The following is a 15,345-nucleotide window of genomic DNA, read 5'->3' on the forward strand; positions in this document are numbered from 1 at the left end:
ATCGTGAATGTCGCCACTGTTCTGATGTGTTATGCGGCCATCTCTTTTCGAACAAGTGATCGAATCTCGGTCTGCGACACCGCAACCGGCCGGCCAACCGGGAAATGACACTGATGTGATTACACACGGGTAACTTGCCGTGGTCAAGCGCTGAAACCAAATTCCATACCATGTCGTGACCAAATTTCAGCGGCAATGTGCCGATCTGCGCCCCCGCGTGTCGGACGGTATCCCTCGGTCCGCTGCCTAGACCGCATCGTCACCGGGCCCAACCCCACAGCCCGCCTCCTCCTCGGTCCGCTGCGCAGACCGCATCGTCACCGGGCGTACTGTCGTGCGGTGTGAAGATCACGGTTCTGGTCGGCGGCGTGGGCGGCGCCCGCTTCCTGCTCGGTGTCCAGCACCTGCTCGGCCTGGGCCAGTTCGCCTCCGATCACGGCCCGGCCGAGCACGAACTCACCGCCGTGGTGAACATCGGTGACGACGCCTGGATTCACGGCCTACGCGTCTGCCCAGACCTCGACACCTGCATGTACACACTCGGCGGCGCGGTCGACCCGCAGCGCGGGTGGGGCCGTCGCGACGAAACCTGGCACGCCAAAGAGGAACTCGCGCGCTACGGGGTTCAGCCCGACTGGTTCCAGCTGGGCGATCGCGACTTGGCCACCCACTTGGTGCGCAGCCAGATGCTGCGAGCCGGCTACCCGCTCTCGCAAGTCACCGCGGCGCTGTGCGACCGCTGGCAGCCGGGCGCCCGCCTGCTGCCGGTTAGCGACGACCGCTGCGAAACCCACGCCGTCATAACCGATCCAGCTGACGGCAACCGGCGTGCGATCCACTTCCAGGAATGGTGGGTGCGTCATCGTGCCCAAGTACCGACCCACAGCTTCGCGTTCGTTGGCGCCGAAAACGCCAACGCTGCACCCGAAGTCGCCGAGGCGATCACCCACGCCGACATCATCATGCTGGCACCGTCAAACCCCGTCGTGAGCATCGGCGCCATCCTGGCCATCCCCGGCATCCGGGCTGCACTGCGCTCGACGCCGGCTCCCGTGGTCGGCTATTCGCCCATCATCGACGGAAAGCCGTTGCGCGGCATGGCATATGAATGCCTCACCGTGATCGGTGTCAAATGCACTGCCGAGGCCGTCGGCCAACACTACGGGGCCCGCCAGGCGACCGGCATTCTCGACTGCTGGCTGGTCCACGAGGGCGATCACGCCGAAATCGAAGGCGTCGCAGTCCGATCCATACCGCTACTGATGACCGACCCTAAAGCAACGGCCGACATGGTCAGCGCGGGACTGGAACTCGCGGGTGTGGCAGTATGAGCAGCGTGACCGCGGGTCACGGTGCCGCGTCGACTGTCGAGATCATCCCCGTCACCGACCTTCCCGAATTCCGGCCCGGCGACAACCTGGCCGCTGCGATTGCCCAGGCTGCGCCCTGGCTGCGCGACGGCGACGTTGTGGTGATCACCAGCAAGGTGGTGTCCAAATGTGAGGGCCGCATCGTGCCCGCCCCCGAAGATGTCGAAGCGCGAGACCAGCTGCGGCGCAAGCTGATCGACGAAGAAACGGTGCGTGTGCTGGCCCGCAAGGGCCGCACTTTGATCACCGAGAACCGGCTCGGGCTGGTGCAGGCCGCGGCCGGGGTGGACGGCTCAAACGTCAGTGCAGCCGAGCTGGCCCTACTGCCTGTCGACCCCGACGCCAGTGCCGCAACCCTGCGCGCCGAACTGCGCGAGCGGCTCGGAATCACCGTCGCGGTGGTGATCACCGACACCATGGGCCGCGCGTGGCGCAACGGGCAGACCGATGCTGCCGTCGGCTCGGCCGGTCTGGCCGTGTTGCACAGTTACGCCGGAATCGCCGACCCGCACGGCAACGAGTTGGTGGTCACCGAAATCGCCGTTGCCGACGAAGTCGCCGCGGCAGCCGATCTGGTCAAGGGAAAGCTCACCGGAATACCGGTGGCCGTGGTACGCGGACTGCACATCACCGACGACGGCTCGACAGCGCGGCGACTAATCCGCGCGGGAACGGAAGACCTGTTCTGGCTGGGCACCGCCGAAGCACTCGACCAGGGCCGTCGGCAGGCCCAGTTGCTGCGCCGCTCCGTGCGTCAGTTCAGCGAGCAACCCGTCCCCGCGCACCTGATCGAAGACGCCGTCGCCGAAGCGCTGACCGCGCCGGCCCCCCACCACACCCGGCCCGCACGGTTCGTGTGGCTGCAGACCCCGGAGCTCCGCCTTCGGCTGCTGGACCGCATGCGCGACAAGTGGCGGGCCGACCTGCTCGGTGACCGCAAGCCCCCCGACGCCGTCGAGCGGCGGGTGGCGCGCGGCCAGATCCTTTACGACGCACCCGAAGTCGTCATCCCGATGCTGGTTCCCGACGGCGCACACAGTTATCCCGATGCTGCCCGCACCGCCGCCGAGCACACCATGTTCACCGTCGCGGTCGGTGCGGCCGTGCAGGCGCTGCTGGTGGCGCTGGCGGTGCGCGGGGTGGGCAGCTGCTGGATCGGCTCGACCATCTTCGCCGCCGACATAGTGCGTGACGAGCTGGAGTTGCCGGGCGACTGGGAACCGTTGGGCGCCGTCGCTATTGGTTACCCGACCGAACCGACATTCCCTCGGCCGCCGGCACCGCTAGACGGCTTGCTGGTGCGCAAGTGAGTGTCCGCGACTCAGCGATCTCGCTGCTCACCGGCTGGCGTGCCCCCGACCCGGCCCAAGAGTCACTGCGCCACGCGGTGCTGGCTTTCGTGCATGCCCGCGACGACGCCTGCAGCCGCGACTGCGTGCCTGGCCACGTCACCGCATCGACGCTGGTGACCGACGCCACCGGGAGCCACACACTGCTCACCTTGCATCCGCGGCTAGGCCGCTGGGTACAGCTTGGCGGACATTGCGACGACGGCGACGACGACATCGTCGCCGCCGCACTGCGGGAAGCCAGCGAAGAATCCGGGATCGCCGGCTTACGCATCAATCCCGAACTGATGGCCGTGCATGTCCACCCGGTCACCTGCTCGCTCGGCGTACCGACCCGTCACCTCGATCTGCAATTCGTGGCACGCGCCCCCGCGGGCGCGCAAATCGCGATCAGCGAGGAGTCGCTGGATTTGCGATGGTGGCCCGTCGACGCCCTACCCGAAAACGCCGATTATGCACTGGCGCGGCTGGTTTCAGTCGCACAGACCGCGAAAAGGCTTAGACATCAGACGAGTAGCGGATCCCGCCGTCGGGAATAAACACCCCGGGCCACACCCGCGCACCACGCAGGAGCTCGCACCGTGCACCGATGTCGGCCCCGTCACCGATCACCCCGTCGCGGATCAGTGCCCGGGGACCGATGCGGGCACCGAAACCGATGATCGAGCGCTCGATCACGCTGCCCGCCTCGACCCGCACACCGTCGAAAATCACCGCGCCATCCAGCCGGGCGCCCGGGCCGATTTCGGCGCCCCGCCCCACGACCGTGCCGCCGATCAGCACCGCTCCCGGCGACACGGCGGCACCGTCGTGCACCAACTGCTCGCCGTGGTGGCCGTGCAGGGCCGGTGACGGTGCGATACCGCGCACCAAGTCCGCCGAGCCGCGGACAAAGTCTTCCGGCGTGCCCATGTCGCGCCAGTAACTCGCGTCGACATAGCCGCAGATCTTGACCCCGTCGGAGAGCAATGCCGGGAACACCTCGCGCTCGACGGAGACCTCACGCCCGCGCGGAATCCGGTCGATGATCTCCCGGGCAAAGACATAGCAGCCCGCGTTGATCTGGTCGGTCGGCGGATCTTGCGTCTTCTCCAAAAATGCTGTGACTCTGCCGTTTTCGGTTGGCACACAGCCGAACGCCCGCGGATCGGAGACCCGCACCAGATGCAGGGTCACATCGGCTCGGTTAGCGCGGTGATACTCCAGCAGTTGATGCAGATCGGCACCGGAAAGCACATCGCCGTTGAACACCATTACGGTGTCGTGCCGCAGCTGCGCGGCGACGTTGGCGATGGCCCCGCCGGTGCCCAAAGGACGTTCCTCGGTGACGTATTCGATCTGCAGGCCCAGCTTGGAGCCGTCGCCGAACTCTGCCTCGAACACCGCGGGCTGGTAGGAGGTGCCCAGGATGACGTGCTCGATTCCGGCCGCAGCGACCCGCGACAACAGGTGGGTCAGCAACGGCAGCCCGGCGATCGGCAGCATCGGCTTGGGCGCCGACAGCGTCAACGGGCGCAGCCGAGTGCCTTTGCCGCCGACCAGGACGACCGCGTCCACTTCGGGATGTGTCACTGTGCCCGCCGCCCTTCTGCAAGTCTTCGCCGCGAACTGCGCACCAACAAGCGTTCGCGCGCCGCCAACCCGGCCCGCATCGCCCATCGCAGCGGAGCCCGCCACCAACCAGAATGCCGATCGGCAAGGAATATATAGGTGCTCTTGTGGTGGGCGGCAAGGCTGCTGGCTGGATCGGTACCGGTGACGTGGCCTTTGTGGTGCAGCACCTCAGCCGTCGGCACGTAGACGTTTTGCCAGCCGGCTTTGGCCAGCCGGTCGCCAAGATCGACGTCCTCGAAATACATGAAGTACCGCTCGTCAAACCCGCCGACCTGCTCGAACGCCGCTCGGCGCACCAGCAGGCACGACCCCGACAGCCAGCCCACGGGCCGTTCGGTGGGTTCCAGCCGCTCCTGGCGGTATGCCGTCGACCAGGGATTGTTCCGCCAGACCGGACCGACGATGGCGTGCATGCCGCCGCGAAACAGGCTGGGCAGGTGACGCGCCGACGGGTATACCGCGCCGTCGGGATCCCGGATGAGCGGGCCGAGCGTGGCCGCCCGCGGCCACCGGGCAGCGGCCTCCAGCAGTGCGTCGATGCTCCCAGGACCCCACTGCACGTCTGGGTTGGCGACCACCACCCACTCGTCGGCGGCGCCCGCTTGTTCAGCGAGGCGGGCCATCGCGCGATTGACCGCCGTTCCATAGCCGAGGTTGCCGCCGGTGTCGAACAGCCGCACGTTCGGGTAGCGCTCGACTGCGGCTTGCGGCGCACCGTCGGTAGAGCCGTTGTCGGCCATCAGCACGCTCACCGGCCGGTCGGTGGCCAGCGACAGCGAAGCCAGGAAACGCTCCAGGTGCGGACCCGGCGAGTAGGTCACGGTGACGACCGGCAGCACGTCACTCACGGGTAGAGGGTAACGTTCGCGCGCTCAATGCCGCGGCCAGCGCGTCCCGCCACCCGCGCAGCGGTGTCAGTCCGGCCTGAGCCGACAGCCGGCTAGACAGCGCGGAATACGCCGGCCTGCGCGCCGGGCGCGGCTTGTGGTCGCTGCTGACCGGCCGCACCCGATCGGGATCGGCGCCCAGTTCTTCGAACACTGCGCGGGCTTGTGCATACCGGGTGACCGCACCGTCGTTGGCGGCATGCACAACCGGGGCGCGCACTTTGCCGTCGGCCACCTCCAGCAGGGCCGCACACAGGTCCGCGACATAAGTCGGTGACCCGGTTTGGTCGTCGACCACCTCCACGATGCCGTCGCCGGCAGCCAGTCGGCGCATGGCGGCCACGAAATCCTTGCCCGCACCGCCGGTGTAGACCCAGGCGGTGCGAACCACGGTGGCCTCCGGCAGCGCCGCCAGTACGGCCAGTTCACCCGACAGCTTGGTGTGCCCGTACACACTGAGCGGGCCGGTTTGGTCACCGGGCTCATACGGACGCGGCGTCGACCCGCCGAAGTCGCCGCTGAACACATAGTCGGTCGAGATGTGGATCATGCCCGCACCGGCGCGGGCACATGCCCGGGCGATGTACTCCGGGCCAGCCACGTTGACCGCGCGGGCGGTTGCCTCGTCGCTCTCCGCCCCGTCGACATCGGTGTAGGCCGCACAGTTGATCACCACATCGCCGCCCTCGATGATCCGCTGGGCGGCGTCGGGGTCGGTGATATCCCACTGCGACGACGTCAGCGCCAGCACGTTTCGCCCCTGGCGAATGGCCTCAGCCGCCAAAAAGCTGCCCACCTGCCCACCGGCACCGGTGATCACGATCCTGCGCGGCACGTCTCGAGTCTGGCACGCCGAGCGGAGCCCTACGCCCGATACCGCTGTTACGGAAGTAGTCTAAAGTGATGCCTGCGCAACGTGTGGTCCGTGCCGTTGCCACCGTGGCGGCCGTGGCCGTCGTTCTGGGAACTGGCGTGGCATGGAGCAGAGTCCGATCGTTCGAAGACGGGATCTTCCACATGTTCGCCCCCTCGCTGGGCCAGGGTGGCGACGACGGTGCGATCGATATCTTGCTGGTCGGCATGGACAGTCGCACCGACGCGCACGGCAACCCGCTCTCCGCGCAGGAGTTGGCGACACTGCGGGCCGGCGACGAGACCGCCACGAATACCGACACGATCATCCTGGTCCGGGTGCCCAACAACGGGAAATCGGCCACCGCGATCTCGATCCCGCGCGACTCGTATGTCGCCGCACCGGGATTGGGCAAGACCAAGATCAACGGCGTCTACGGCCAGGTCCGCGAGGAAAAGCGGGTCAGCCTGGTCGAATCCGGCGTCCCCGAGACCGAGGCCGAAGCGCGGGGCACCGAAGCCGGCCGCGAAGCGTTGATCAAGACCGTTGCCGATCTCACCGGAGTCACTGTCGACCACTACGCCGAGATCGGGCTGTTGGGTTTCGCGTTGATCACCGACGCGCTCGGCGGCGTCGACGTGTGCCTCAAAGAGCCGGTGTACGAACCTCTTTCGGGTGCCGATTTTCCGGCCGGCTGGCAAAAGCTCAACGGCCCGCAGGCGTTGAGCTTCGTGCGCCAGCGCCACGACCTGCCCCGCGGCGACCTGGACCGGGTGGTGCGCCAGCAGGTGGTCATGGCGAACCTGGCCCACAAAGTGCTCTCCGGTAAGACGCTGTCGAGTCCGGCCACGCTGGAGCGGCTGCAGGGCGCCATCCAGCGCTCGGTGGTGCTCTCTTCTGGTTGGGACATCATGGATTTCGTCAAGCAGCTGCAGAAGCTGGCCGCGGGCAATGTCGCATTCGCCACGATCCCGGTGCTCGACGAATCGGGCTGGAGCGACGACGGCATGCAAAGCGTGGTGCGGGTCGACCCGCATCAGGTGCAGGCGTGGGTAGCTGGCCTGTTGCACGACCAGGACCAGGGCAAGACCGAGGAACTGGCCTACACACCGGCCAAGACAACCGCTGACGTACTCAACGACACCGACATCAACGGTTTGGCCGCGGCGGTGTCAGAATTTTTGGTGGCCAAGGGATTTACCGCGGGCGCCGTCGCCAACAACGAAGCCGGGCACGTGAAGAACAGCCAAGTGCGCGCCGCCAAAGCCGACGACCTGGGCGCCCAACAGGTCGCCAAAGCGCTCGGCGGGTTGCCCGTCGTCGCCGACCCAGCGGTGCCGGGCGGATCGGTGCGGGTGGTACTGGCCAACGACTACACCGGCCCCGGCTCCGGCCTCGACGGCACCACCTCGACGACGTCGACGGGGTCGGCTTCGCGCTCCGCGGGGGCGTCAGCCACCGAAAACACCGCTCCCCCGCCGTCGCCGATACTGACCGCCGGCGCCGATCGCCCCGAATGCGTCAACTGACGTGACCAACCTCAGCGAAGCGATCCTCGATCCGATGCTGCGCACTGACCCGGTCGGACCGCGCATCACCTACTACGACGACGCCATCGGTGAGCGCATCGAACTTTCGGCCGCCACACTGGCCAACTGGGCAGCCAAAACCGGCAACCTGCTGCGCGACGAGCTCGGCACCGGTCCGGGCGGCCGGGTCGCGGTGCTGCTGCCGGCGCACTGGCAAACGGCGGCGGTGTGCTTTGGCGTGTGGTGGATCGGGGCCGAGGTGGTGTTTGGCCACCCGGCCGACGTCGCATTGTGCACCTCGGCGCGGCTGCATGAGGCCGACGCCACCGGCGCCAGCGAGGTGGCAGTGCTGTCGCTGGACCCGTTCGGGCGCCCGGCCCCGGATTTACCGGTCGGCGTCACCGACTACGCCACCGCGGTGCGGGTGCACGCCGACCAGATCGCCGCAGAGCGCCGTCCTGGGCTCGCGCTAGCGGGCCGGTCCGTCGACGAGGTGCTTGGCGCTTGCCAAGCAGCCGCTGCCGCAAGGGGTTTGACGTCAACGGATCGGGTGCTTTCGACGAAGTCGTGGGCGACTGCCGACGAGCTGGTCGACGGTTTGCTGGCCGTGCTCGCCGTCGGCGCGTCGCTGGTACAGGTGGCCAACCCCGACCCGGCGGTGTTGCCGCGCAGGATCCAGGCCGAGAAGGTGACCCGCGTCCTCGAGTAACGAGCGATGAGCTCCCGGCCGCGCCGTTTCCGGTCGGCAAGATACATATTGGTATAGCAATATTTCTATGTTAACGTCGTCGGAGGAACCGACCAGAGCCGAAGAAAGGTTAAGCGATGGTGGTGCACGGGCTACTCGAGAAGGCGGCCACGACGGTAGTAACCGGGCTGGCCGGGGTGACCGCCTATGAGCTGCTGCGAAAAGCGTTGGCGAAAGCCCCGTTACACGAAACCGCGGTGACGGCCGCGGAGTGGGGGTTGCGCGGGACCCGGCGCGCGGAGGAAGCAGCTGAATCGGCCCGCCTTAAGCTCGCCGATGTGATGGCCGAAGCCCGTGAACGCATCGGCGAAGAAGCGCCCACCCCGGCGATCAGCGATGTCGACCAGCACGAACACTGACCTGTCGGTCGTTTCCGACGCGGCCGGCCGCATGCGGGTCGAAGTCCCGTGGGTGCGTTCCAACCCGCGCCGCGCGGTCGCGGTCGAAGAGGCAGTGGACCCCCAAGACGGCGTACGCGTCGTGCACGCCTACCCCCGCACCGGATCGGTCGTCGTCTGGTATTCGCCGAAGCGGTGTGATCGTTCGGCGGTGCTGGCGGCGATCAAGGAGGCCGCACACACCGCCGCCGAGCTGATCCCGGCCCGCGCGCCGCACTCGTCGGAGATCCGCAACGCCGACGTGCTGCGCATGGTGATTGGCGGTGCAGCGCTGGCATTGCTGGGCGTGCGCCGCTATGTGTTCGCCCGCCCGCCGCTGCTCGGACCGACCGGCCGGCTGGCCGCCACCGGTGTCACGATCTTCACGGGGTATCCGTTTCTGCGCGGCGCGCTGCGCTCGTTCCGGTCCGGTCGCGCCGGAACCGATGCTCTGGTGTCCGCCGCGACGGTGGCCAGCCTGGTGCTACGGGAGAACGTCGTCGCGCTGACGGTGCTGTGGCTGTTGAATATCGGTGAGTACCTTCAAGATCTGACGCTGCGCCGGACCCGGCGCGCGATCTCGGATTTACTGCGCGGCAGCGCCGACACCGCCTGGATCCGCCTAAACGACGGCAACGAGGTTCAGGTCCCGATCGATACCGTACAGATCGGCGACGAGGTGGTGGTCCACGACCATGTGGCGATCCCGGTCGACGGCGAGGTGGTCGACGGGGAGGCGGTGGTCGACCAATCCGCGATCACCGGAGAAACCCTGCCCGTCAGTGTCCTCGTCGGCTCGACGGTGCACGCCGGCTCGGTGGTGATGCGGGGACGGCTCGTGGTGCGTGCCCGCGCGGTCGGCAGTCAAACCGCCATCGGGCGCATCATCGCCCGTGTCGAGGAGGCCCAGCACGATCGGGCCCCGATTCAGACTGTCGGCGAGAACTTTTCGCGCCGCTTCGTGCCGACGTCGTTTATCGTGTCGGCGCTCACCTTGGCGGTCACCCGCGATGTCCGGCGCGCGATGACCATGCTGCTGGTGGCGTGCCCGTGCGCGGTGGGGCTGGCCACCCCGACCGCGATCAGCGCGGCGATCGGCAACGGCGCTCGCCGCGGCATCCTGATCAAAGGCGGCTCGCACCTCGAAGAGGCCGGCCGGGTGGACGCCGTTGTGTTCGACAAGACCGGCACCCTGACCGTCGGGCGTCCAGTGGTGACGAATATCGTTGCCATGCATGATGATTGGGAGCCCGAACAGGTGCTGGCGTATGCGGCCAGCTCGGAGATCCACTCCCGTCATCCGCTGGCCGAGGCGGTGATCCGGTCGACCGAAGAACGCCACATCACCATCCCGCCGCATGAGGAATGCGAGGTCCTGGTCGGGCTTGGCATGCGGATGTGGGCCGACGGACGAATCCTGCTGCTGGGCAGTCCGTCGCTGCTGCAGTCCGAAAACGTCGCGGTGTCAACGGAAGCTGCGGAGTGGGTGCGCAAGCTGCGACGCCAGGCCGAGACCCCGCTGCTGCTCGCGGTGGACGGCACGCTGGTCGGATTGATCAGCCTGCGCGACGAAATCCGCCCCGAGGCGCCTGACGTGCTGAAGAAGTTGCGCGCCAGCGGAATTCGCCGCATTGTCATGCTTACCGGCGACCACCCGGAAATCGCCGAGGTGGTTGCCCGCGAGCTGGGCATCGAGGAGTGGCGCGCCGAAGTGCTGCCGGAGGACAAGCTCGAAGTGGTCCGCCAGCTGCAAGACGAAGGCCACGTGGTGGGCATGGTCGGCGACGGCATCAACGACGCCCCAGCGCTGGCGGCCGCCGACATCGGAATCGCCATGGGGCTGGCCGGAACCGATGTCGCCGTGGAGACCGCCGATGTCGCGCTGGCCAACGATGACCTGCAGCGCCTGCTCGACGTGCGGGATCTGGGAGCGCGCGCGGTCGAAGTCATCCGCGAGAACTACGGCATGTCGATCGCGGTCAACGCCGCCGGGCTGATGATCGGTGCCGGCGGCGCGTTGTCGCCGGTCCTCGCCGCGATTTTGCACAATGCGTCGTCGGTAGCGGTGGTTGCCAACAGCTCGCGGCTGATCCGCTACCGCCTCGACTAGATGCGGACACCCTGATCGCTTAGTTGCGAACGGTATGCAATAATCACGCCCGTAAGGCGATGACGATGCAGGAAGCCGGTGCGAATCCGGCGCGGTCCCGCCACTGTCATCGGGGAGCGACCCTCAACAGCCACGGCCGCGAGCTGGAAGGCGAGGCGAGCAGCGATCCGAGAGCCAGGACACTCGCGTCATCGTGTCCTGCGACCCCGGGGCGGTGTACCCCGAGAGAGCTGACCGACGTCCATGCCACGTCTCGCATGGGTGGCCGTCGTCATGGCCGCCTGCCTGGCGCTTATTGCCGGCGCTTGTGCTAGCCCGCCGGACACCGGCGCGCGCCCCAATCCCGCGTGCATCAGCGGCTTCAAGCCCGACGTCGACTACTTCCCGGACAAGTCGACGGTCGCCGACGCCACCAAATTCACTATCAGCTACCACCACAGCTACCAGGTTCTGACCGTCCAGCAGCCCTACCCGAACGGTCGACCCCAGTCGTATGTGCTGGTGCGCTGCGGCGCGCCGCGCCCACAGTTGGCCGGTGAGTTAACGCACGCGCAGCAGATCACGGTGCCGGTCACCACCCTCTATTCGGCTTCGACGACCCACCTGGGCATGATCACCGAACTCGGGCAGACGGACGTGGTCACTGGTGTGGCGAGTGCCGCGAACGTCGTCAGTCCGCGACTGCGCCAACGCATAGCGGCCGGACGGGTCGCCGAGTTCGCGCCCGGCGGGCAAGTCGATGCCGAAGCCGTGATCGCCGCCCGCCCCGATGTGCTGGTGACCCAGGGCACCGACGACCCGAGCTACGCCAAGCTGCGCGACGCCGGCGTCGGCGTGGTCGCCGACGCCGAATGGCTGGAGCCCACGCCGCTCGGCCGCGCCGAGTGGGTCAAGGTGTTCGCCGCGCTGACCGGCACCGAGAGGAAGGCCGACGCGATCTACCGCAAGCTGCGTGACGATTACCGCAACGTCGCCGCGAAGACCGCGCGCGTTCGGCCCGTCGAGGTGTTGCCTGGCGAGATGTATCACGGCGCCTGGTCGATGCCCGCCGGCGGCGCCTATGCCGGTCGGCTGATTGCCGATGCGGGCGGCGGCTACCCGTGGGCGGGCGACAAGCGCGCCGGAAGCCTGCAGCTGAACTTCGAATCGGTCTATGCCAAGGCCGGGCAGGCACCACTGTGGCTAGTCATCAGCAACTGGACGACCATCAATGACGCTCTGGCGCAAGACAACCGGTACGCCCGGTTGGCGGCAACGCGTACCGGTCAGGTGTGGTCGGCGACGAAATCGCTTGGCCCGGGCGGCGGCAACGACTACTGGGAACACGGTGTGGCGCGCCCGGATCTCGTGCTGAGCGATCTCGTGGCGATCCTGCATCCCGGCCTCGCCCCCGGCCACCGGTTCCAGTTCTACCGGCGGGTGATGCCCGCATGAGCCGCGCGTTAATGGTGTGGACGACGTTGGCCGGCGTCGTCGTTGCGCTGGCTCTGCTGGGGCTTGTCCTCGGGCCGGTGCGGGTGCCGTTGCCCGAGACCGTCCGAGCGCTGGTCGGCGCTCAGGCATCCGACCCGCGCTGGCAGGTGATCGTGACGAGCATGCGGCTGCCGCGGGTCCTCACCGCGATCGCTGCGGGCGCCGGACTTGGTATCGCGGGGTTGCAGATGCAAACGCTGTTTCGCAACACGCTGGCGGACCCGTACGTGCTAGGCGTCAGTTCCGGTGCGAACCTTGGGGTTTCAGTCGTAGTGATCGGTAGCGGATCCGGTTTCACGACGAGGCTGGCCGAAGCCGGCCGCGCCAGTGTGGTTCTCGCCGCCACAGTTGGCGCCGCGCTGGTGCTGGCCACCGTCCTGGTGCTTGCGCGCTGGGTGCGCTCGGCGCCGACCCTGCTGCTGATTGGCGTCATGGTGGGCGCGGCCAGCACCGCGGTCGTCAACGTGCTGCTGGTCTACGCAGATCCTCAGCGCGTGCAGCAGTATCTGCTGTGGGGGCTGGGCAGCTTCGCCAGCACGACGTGGGCGGATCTGCGGCTGCTGCTGCCCGTCGTCGCATTGGGGTTGGTGGCATCGGCGTTGACGGTGCGCCCCTTGAACGCCCTGCTGCTCGGCGAGGGCTACGCGCGCACCATGGGCATCGACGTGCGGCGGATGCGGCTGGTCACTGTCGCGTCGGCGTCGCTGCTAGCCGGAGCCACGACGGCGTTCTGCGGCCCGATCGCGTTTCTCGGCCTGGTGGTGCCGCATCTGGCGCGGCTGGCCGCGGGTACCTCCGATCATCGGGTGGTCTTGCCGACGGCAGTGCTGCTGGGCGCCGCCGTAGCGCTGGCATGCGGGATCGTCAGCCAGTTTCCGGGCAGCAGTGCGGTACTTCCCGTCAATGCGGTCACCGCGCTGATCGGGGCCCCGATTGTCGTCATCGTGCTGCTGCGCAGCCGCCGTGGGGTGGTGATGCCGCAATGATCGAATTGCGTGATCTGGCAATCGGTTACCGTCGCCGGCGCAGGATCGGTGTGGTGGCAGCAGACCTGCGTGGTCGAGCTTGTCGCGGCGAGCTCACGGTGCTGCTGGGTCCCAACGGCTGCGGCAAGTCCACCCTGATCCGCACGCTGTGCCGACTGCAGCCCGCGCTAGCCGGTCAAGCACTGCTCGACGGCGAGGATCTGACCGAGCTGGCACCCGATGAGCTGGCCCGCCGAGTGGCGGTCGTTCTGACCGACCGCTTCGACCCGGGGCTGCTGTCGGCGAGAGAACTCGTTGGCCTGGGCCGCATCCCGCATGTGGGCGTGACAGCCAGGCTGACGCGCGACGACCACGCCGTCATCGACGGGGCGTTACGTGCGGTGGGCGCCGCGCACTTGGCCGACCGGCCCGCAGCCGACCTCTCCGACGGCGAGCGGCAGCGAGTGCTGATCGCCCGTGCGCTGGCTCAGCAGCCGTCGGTGCTGCTGCTCGACGAGCCGACCGCGTTTCTGGACGTGGGATCTCGCGCCGGGCTGGTTGAGATGCTGCGGAGCCTGGCCCGAAATCAGCACCTGGCGATCGTGATGTCCACCCACGACTTGGACCTCGCGCTGCGCGTCGCCGACCGGGTGTGGCTGCTGGGCCCAGACGGCACGCTCGTCGACGCGATCCCTGAAGATCTCATGCTCTCCGGGCGCATCGGATCGGTTTTCGACAGCGACACAGTGCATTTCGATCCATCAAGCGGGATGTTCGTGGTACGGAACAGTGACGGGCGCTGCGTCCGCGGCGCGCATCGGTGCGCGCCGCGGACGCACACCATAGCGATGCTCGCCGAACTAGCCACGCTCAACCCGTATTTCGTGATCGGCACCGGACCGCGTGACCAAAATTGGCGACCTGTATGCCAGCTCTACACCGACACCGAGATGCTCGGCGGCATCGTCAGTCGGGTGCAGGCGCGCATCGACACGTCGGAGCGACGTGTGGCAGTGTCGACGTTCTTCTTCGACTTCGCTGCGCGGCTGTGGTCAGTCGGGCTTGGCGCGCTGGTCAGCCAACGACTGCTGATAGACCTTCCCGCCGAGCAGTTGTTGTTCCGGGAAACCGACGGCCGGATCGAGTTGCATATCGACCATCCCGTCGCCTGGGAGGGCGACGGCTTAGAGCCGATGCTGGCCGACACCGTCTTGACGCTGCACCTCGGGCCGCTGACCGCAGCGTTGCGCCGCCTCGGGCCGATCTCGGTGCAGCTGCTGCGCGGCAACACCGCCTCAGCGCTGCTCGGTGCTGCGCGCGTCCTGGGCGATGGCGCCGCGTTGTCGGCTCGCCGATTATGTGGCGACCAAAGGCTCAGTGGCGCAATACGTTTCGACAAGATCGGCTACCGCCGAACGAGCTGCTGTCTGTATTACCGCACGAAGGGCGGCGGGTTGTGCGGCGACTGTGTGTTCACGACCAAGCCCCGCCAACGCAGGAAGGTGACACCATGACCGACACCAGCCCCGCCGTCGTTGAAACAGAAGGCGGTGGACGGGAACAGCGTTGGCCGCTGCCCGTCGATGAGGAAAGCCTGCTCGACCTGATCCGGCTGTGCTTCGAGCAGTACTGGAACGAGATTTGGTTCGGCATCATCATGGAGGGCGCGGCCTGGGAAGTGGCGGCGCCCAATCCGCCCAATCGCATCTCCATGCACGACGGATATGCCACGGTCGACTTTGGCCGCTGGCATTTTCACCTATGCATCGGCGAGCACCGGGCAAGCGGGCCGGAGCGTGGCCGGATTCGGAAGTGCTCGCGGGCCGAGCTCTACCGCCGTATCGGTGCCGACGGTTGCCCCACCTCGTGGGGAGTGCGCCTGTTCAACGGGCGCGACGAGCAGATGATGACGTTGCTGCTGCCCAACCCGTTCCTGACTCACGATCAGCAGCTCCGCGACCAGCCGGCATGGGAACAGCTCGAACTGTGGGACCGGTTGCGGGCCAAGTATCTGGGGCTGGCCCCTGACCCATTTGACCGGGCGGGCAAGGGTTTTCGCCATGGATGAGG

At 67.6% G+C, this 15,345-nt stretch carries 14 protein-coding genes and 1 riboswitch; of the genes, 11 read left to right on the forward strand and 3 right to left on the reverse strand.

Going from position 1 to position 15,345, the window contains the following annotated elements; all coding sequences use genetic code 11:
* Positions 1–341: 341 nt before the first annotated feature.
* The 3 genes from cofD to MYXE_RS17860 are packed head-to-tail and all read left to right on the forward strand — an operon-like array spanning position 342 to position 3,258.
* Positions 342–1,331 carry a 2-phospho-L-lactate transferase gene (cofD, locus tag MYXE_RS17850; protein ID WP_003920090.1) on the forward strand — a complete coding sequence of 330 codons (990 nt, stop codon included), beginning with the start codon at positions 342–344 and terminating at the stop codon, positions 1,329–1,331.
* Entirely contained in the window at positions 1,328–2,680 is a 1,353-nt protein-coding gene (locus MYXE_RS17855; RefSeq protein WP_085196718.1) for a coenzyme F420-0:L-glutamate ligase, read from the forward strand. Before cofD ends, MYXE_RS17855 begins: the two co-directional genes overlap by 4 nt.
* Positions 2,677–3,258, forward strand: coding sequence for an NUDIX domain-containing protein (locus MYXE_RS17860; RefSeq protein WP_085196720.1), 582 nt, complete (start codon positions 2,677–2,679; stop codon positions 3,256–3,258). The genes MYXE_RS17855 and MYXE_RS17860 overlap by 4 nt, the downstream gene beginning before the upstream one ends.
* Here MYXE_RS17860 and manB read toward each other — a convergent pair.
* From manB to rfbD, 3 genes are read right to left on the reverse strand one after another with little or no spacing between them, the layout of a single operon-like run.
* Positions 3,218–4,291, reverse strand: coding sequence for a mannose-1-phosphate guanylyltransferase (gene manB, locus MYXE_RS17865; RefSeq protein WP_003920094.1), 1,074 nt, complete (start codon positions 4,289–4,291; stop codon positions 3,218–3,220). The genes MYXE_RS17860 and manB overlap by 41 nt on opposite strands.
* A complete protein-coding gene (locus tag MYXE_RS17870; protein WP_003920095.1) occupies positions 4,288–5,181 on the reverse strand; it encodes a glycosyltransferase family 2 protein in 894 nt (297 codons plus the stop codon). Before MYXE_RS17870 ends, manB begins: the two co-directional genes overlap by 4 nt.
* The gene (gene rfbD, locus MYXE_RS17875) at positions 5,174–6,055 is read right to left on the reverse strand and encodes a dTDP-4-dehydrorhamnose reductase (RefSeq protein ID WP_112650267.1); all 882 of its coding nucleotides are present in this window, start codon (positions 6,053–6,055) and stop codon (positions 5,174–5,176) included. Before rfbD ends, MYXE_RS17870 begins: the two co-directional genes overlap by 8 nt.
* A gap of 65 nt (positions 6,056–6,120) precedes the next feature.
* Between rfbD and MYXE_RS17880 the strand changes: the two genes are divergently transcribed.
* From MYXE_RS17880 to MYXE_RS17915, 8 genes are all read left to right on the forward strand, one after another.
* Entirely contained in the window at positions 6,121–7,602 is a 1,482-nt protein-coding gene (locus MYXE_RS17880) for an LCP family protein (RefSeq protein ID WP_086009165.1), read from the forward strand.
* 34 nt (positions 7,603–7,636) lie between these two features.
* Positions 7,637–8,311, forward strand: coding sequence for a TIGR03089 family protein (locus tag MYXE_RS17885; RefSeq protein WP_085196771.1), 675 nt, complete (start codon positions 7,637–7,639; stop codon positions 8,309–8,311).
* A gap of 116 nt (positions 8,312–8,427) precedes the next feature.
* On the forward strand, positions 8,428–8,709 hold the full coding sequence (locus MYXE_RS17890; protein ID WP_003920100.1) for a DUF1490 family protein: 282 nt from the start codon (positions 8,428–8,430) through the stop codon (positions 8,707–8,709).
* Positions 8,687–10,837 carry a manganese-exporting P-type ATPase CtpC gene (ctpC, locus tag MYXE_RS17895; RefSeq protein WP_085196724.1) on the forward strand — a complete coding sequence of 717 codons (2,151 nt, stop codon included), beginning with the start codon at positions 8,687–8,689 and terminating at the stop codon, positions 10,835–10,837. Before MYXE_RS17890 ends, ctpC begins: the two co-directional genes overlap by 23 nt.
* Positions 10,838–10,865: 28 nt before the next feature.
* Positions 10,866–11,042, forward strand: a riboswitch (cobalamin riboswitch).
* Positions 11,043–11,080: 38 nt separating this feature from the next.
* Positions 11,081–12,271 carry an ABC transporter substrate-binding protein gene (locus MYXE_RS17900; RefSeq protein ID WP_085196726.1) on the forward strand — a complete coding sequence of 397 codons (1,191 nt, stop codon included), beginning with the start codon at positions 11,081–11,083 and terminating at the stop codon, positions 12,269–12,271.
* Positions 12,268–13,296, forward strand: a complete 1,029-nt coding sequence (locus tag MYXE_RS17905; RefSeq protein ID WP_003920104.1) for a FecCD family ABC transporter permease — start codon at positions 12,268–12,270, stop codon at positions 13,294–13,296. The genes MYXE_RS17900 and MYXE_RS17905 overlap by 4 nt, the downstream gene beginning before the upstream one ends.
* Positions 13,293–14,789 carry an ATP-binding cassette domain-containing protein gene (locus tag MYXE_RS17910; protein ID WP_085196728.1) on the forward strand — a complete coding sequence of 499 codons (1,497 nt, stop codon included), beginning with the start codon at positions 13,293–13,295 and terminating at the stop codon, positions 14,787–14,789. The genes MYXE_RS17905 and MYXE_RS17910 overlap by 4 nt, the downstream gene beginning before the upstream one ends.
* On the forward strand, positions 14,786–15,343 hold the full coding sequence (locus tag MYXE_RS17915) for a DUF7676 family protein (protein WP_003920108.1): 558 nt from the start codon (positions 14,786–14,788) through the stop codon (positions 15,341–15,343). Before MYXE_RS17910 ends, MYXE_RS17915 begins: the two co-directional genes overlap by 4 nt.
* Positions 15,344–15,345: the final 2 nt, after the last annotated feature.

Origin of the sequence: Mycobacterium xenopi (genome assembly GCF_009936235.1) — a bacterium.
GTDB classification, from domain to species: Bacteria; Actinomycetota; Actinomycetes; order Mycobacteriales; family Mycobacteriaceae; genus Mycobacterium; species Mycobacterium xenopi.

Excerpts from the sequence above, each read along its gene's own strand:
- MYXE_RS17855 (WP_085196718.1), top strand. The coding sequence starts at position 1,328 with ATGAGCAGCGTGACCGCGGGTCACGGTGCCGCGTCGACTGTCGAGATC.
- MYXE_RS17885 (WP_085196771.1), top strand. The coding sequence starts at position 7,637 with ATGCTGCGCACTGACCCGGTCGGACCGCGCATCACCTACTACGACGAC.
- MYXE_RS17890 (WP_003920100.1), top strand. The coding sequence starts at position 8,428 with ATGGTGGTGCACGGGCTACTCGAGAAGGCGGCCACGACGGTAGTAACC.
- ctpC (WP_085196724.1), top strand. The coding sequence starts at position 8,687 with ATGTCGACCAGCACGAACACTGACCTGTCGGTCGTTTCCGACGCGGCC.
- MYXE_RS17900 (WP_085196726.1), top strand. The coding sequence starts at position 11,081 with ATGCCACGTCTCGCATGGGTGGCCGTCGTCATGGCCGCCTGCCTGGCG.
- MYXE_RS17905 (WP_003920104.1), top strand. The coding sequence starts at position 12,268 with ATGAGCCGCGCGTTAATGGTGTGGACGACGTTGGCCGGCGTCGTCGTT.
- MYXE_RS17910 (WP_085196728.1), top strand. The coding sequence starts at position 13,293 with ATGATCGAATTGCGTGATCTGGCAATCGGTTACCGTCGCCGGCGCAGG.
- MYXE_RS17915 (WP_003920108.1), top strand. The coding sequence starts at position 14,786 with ATGACCGACACCAGCCCCGCCGTCGTTGAAACAGAAGGCGGTGGACGG.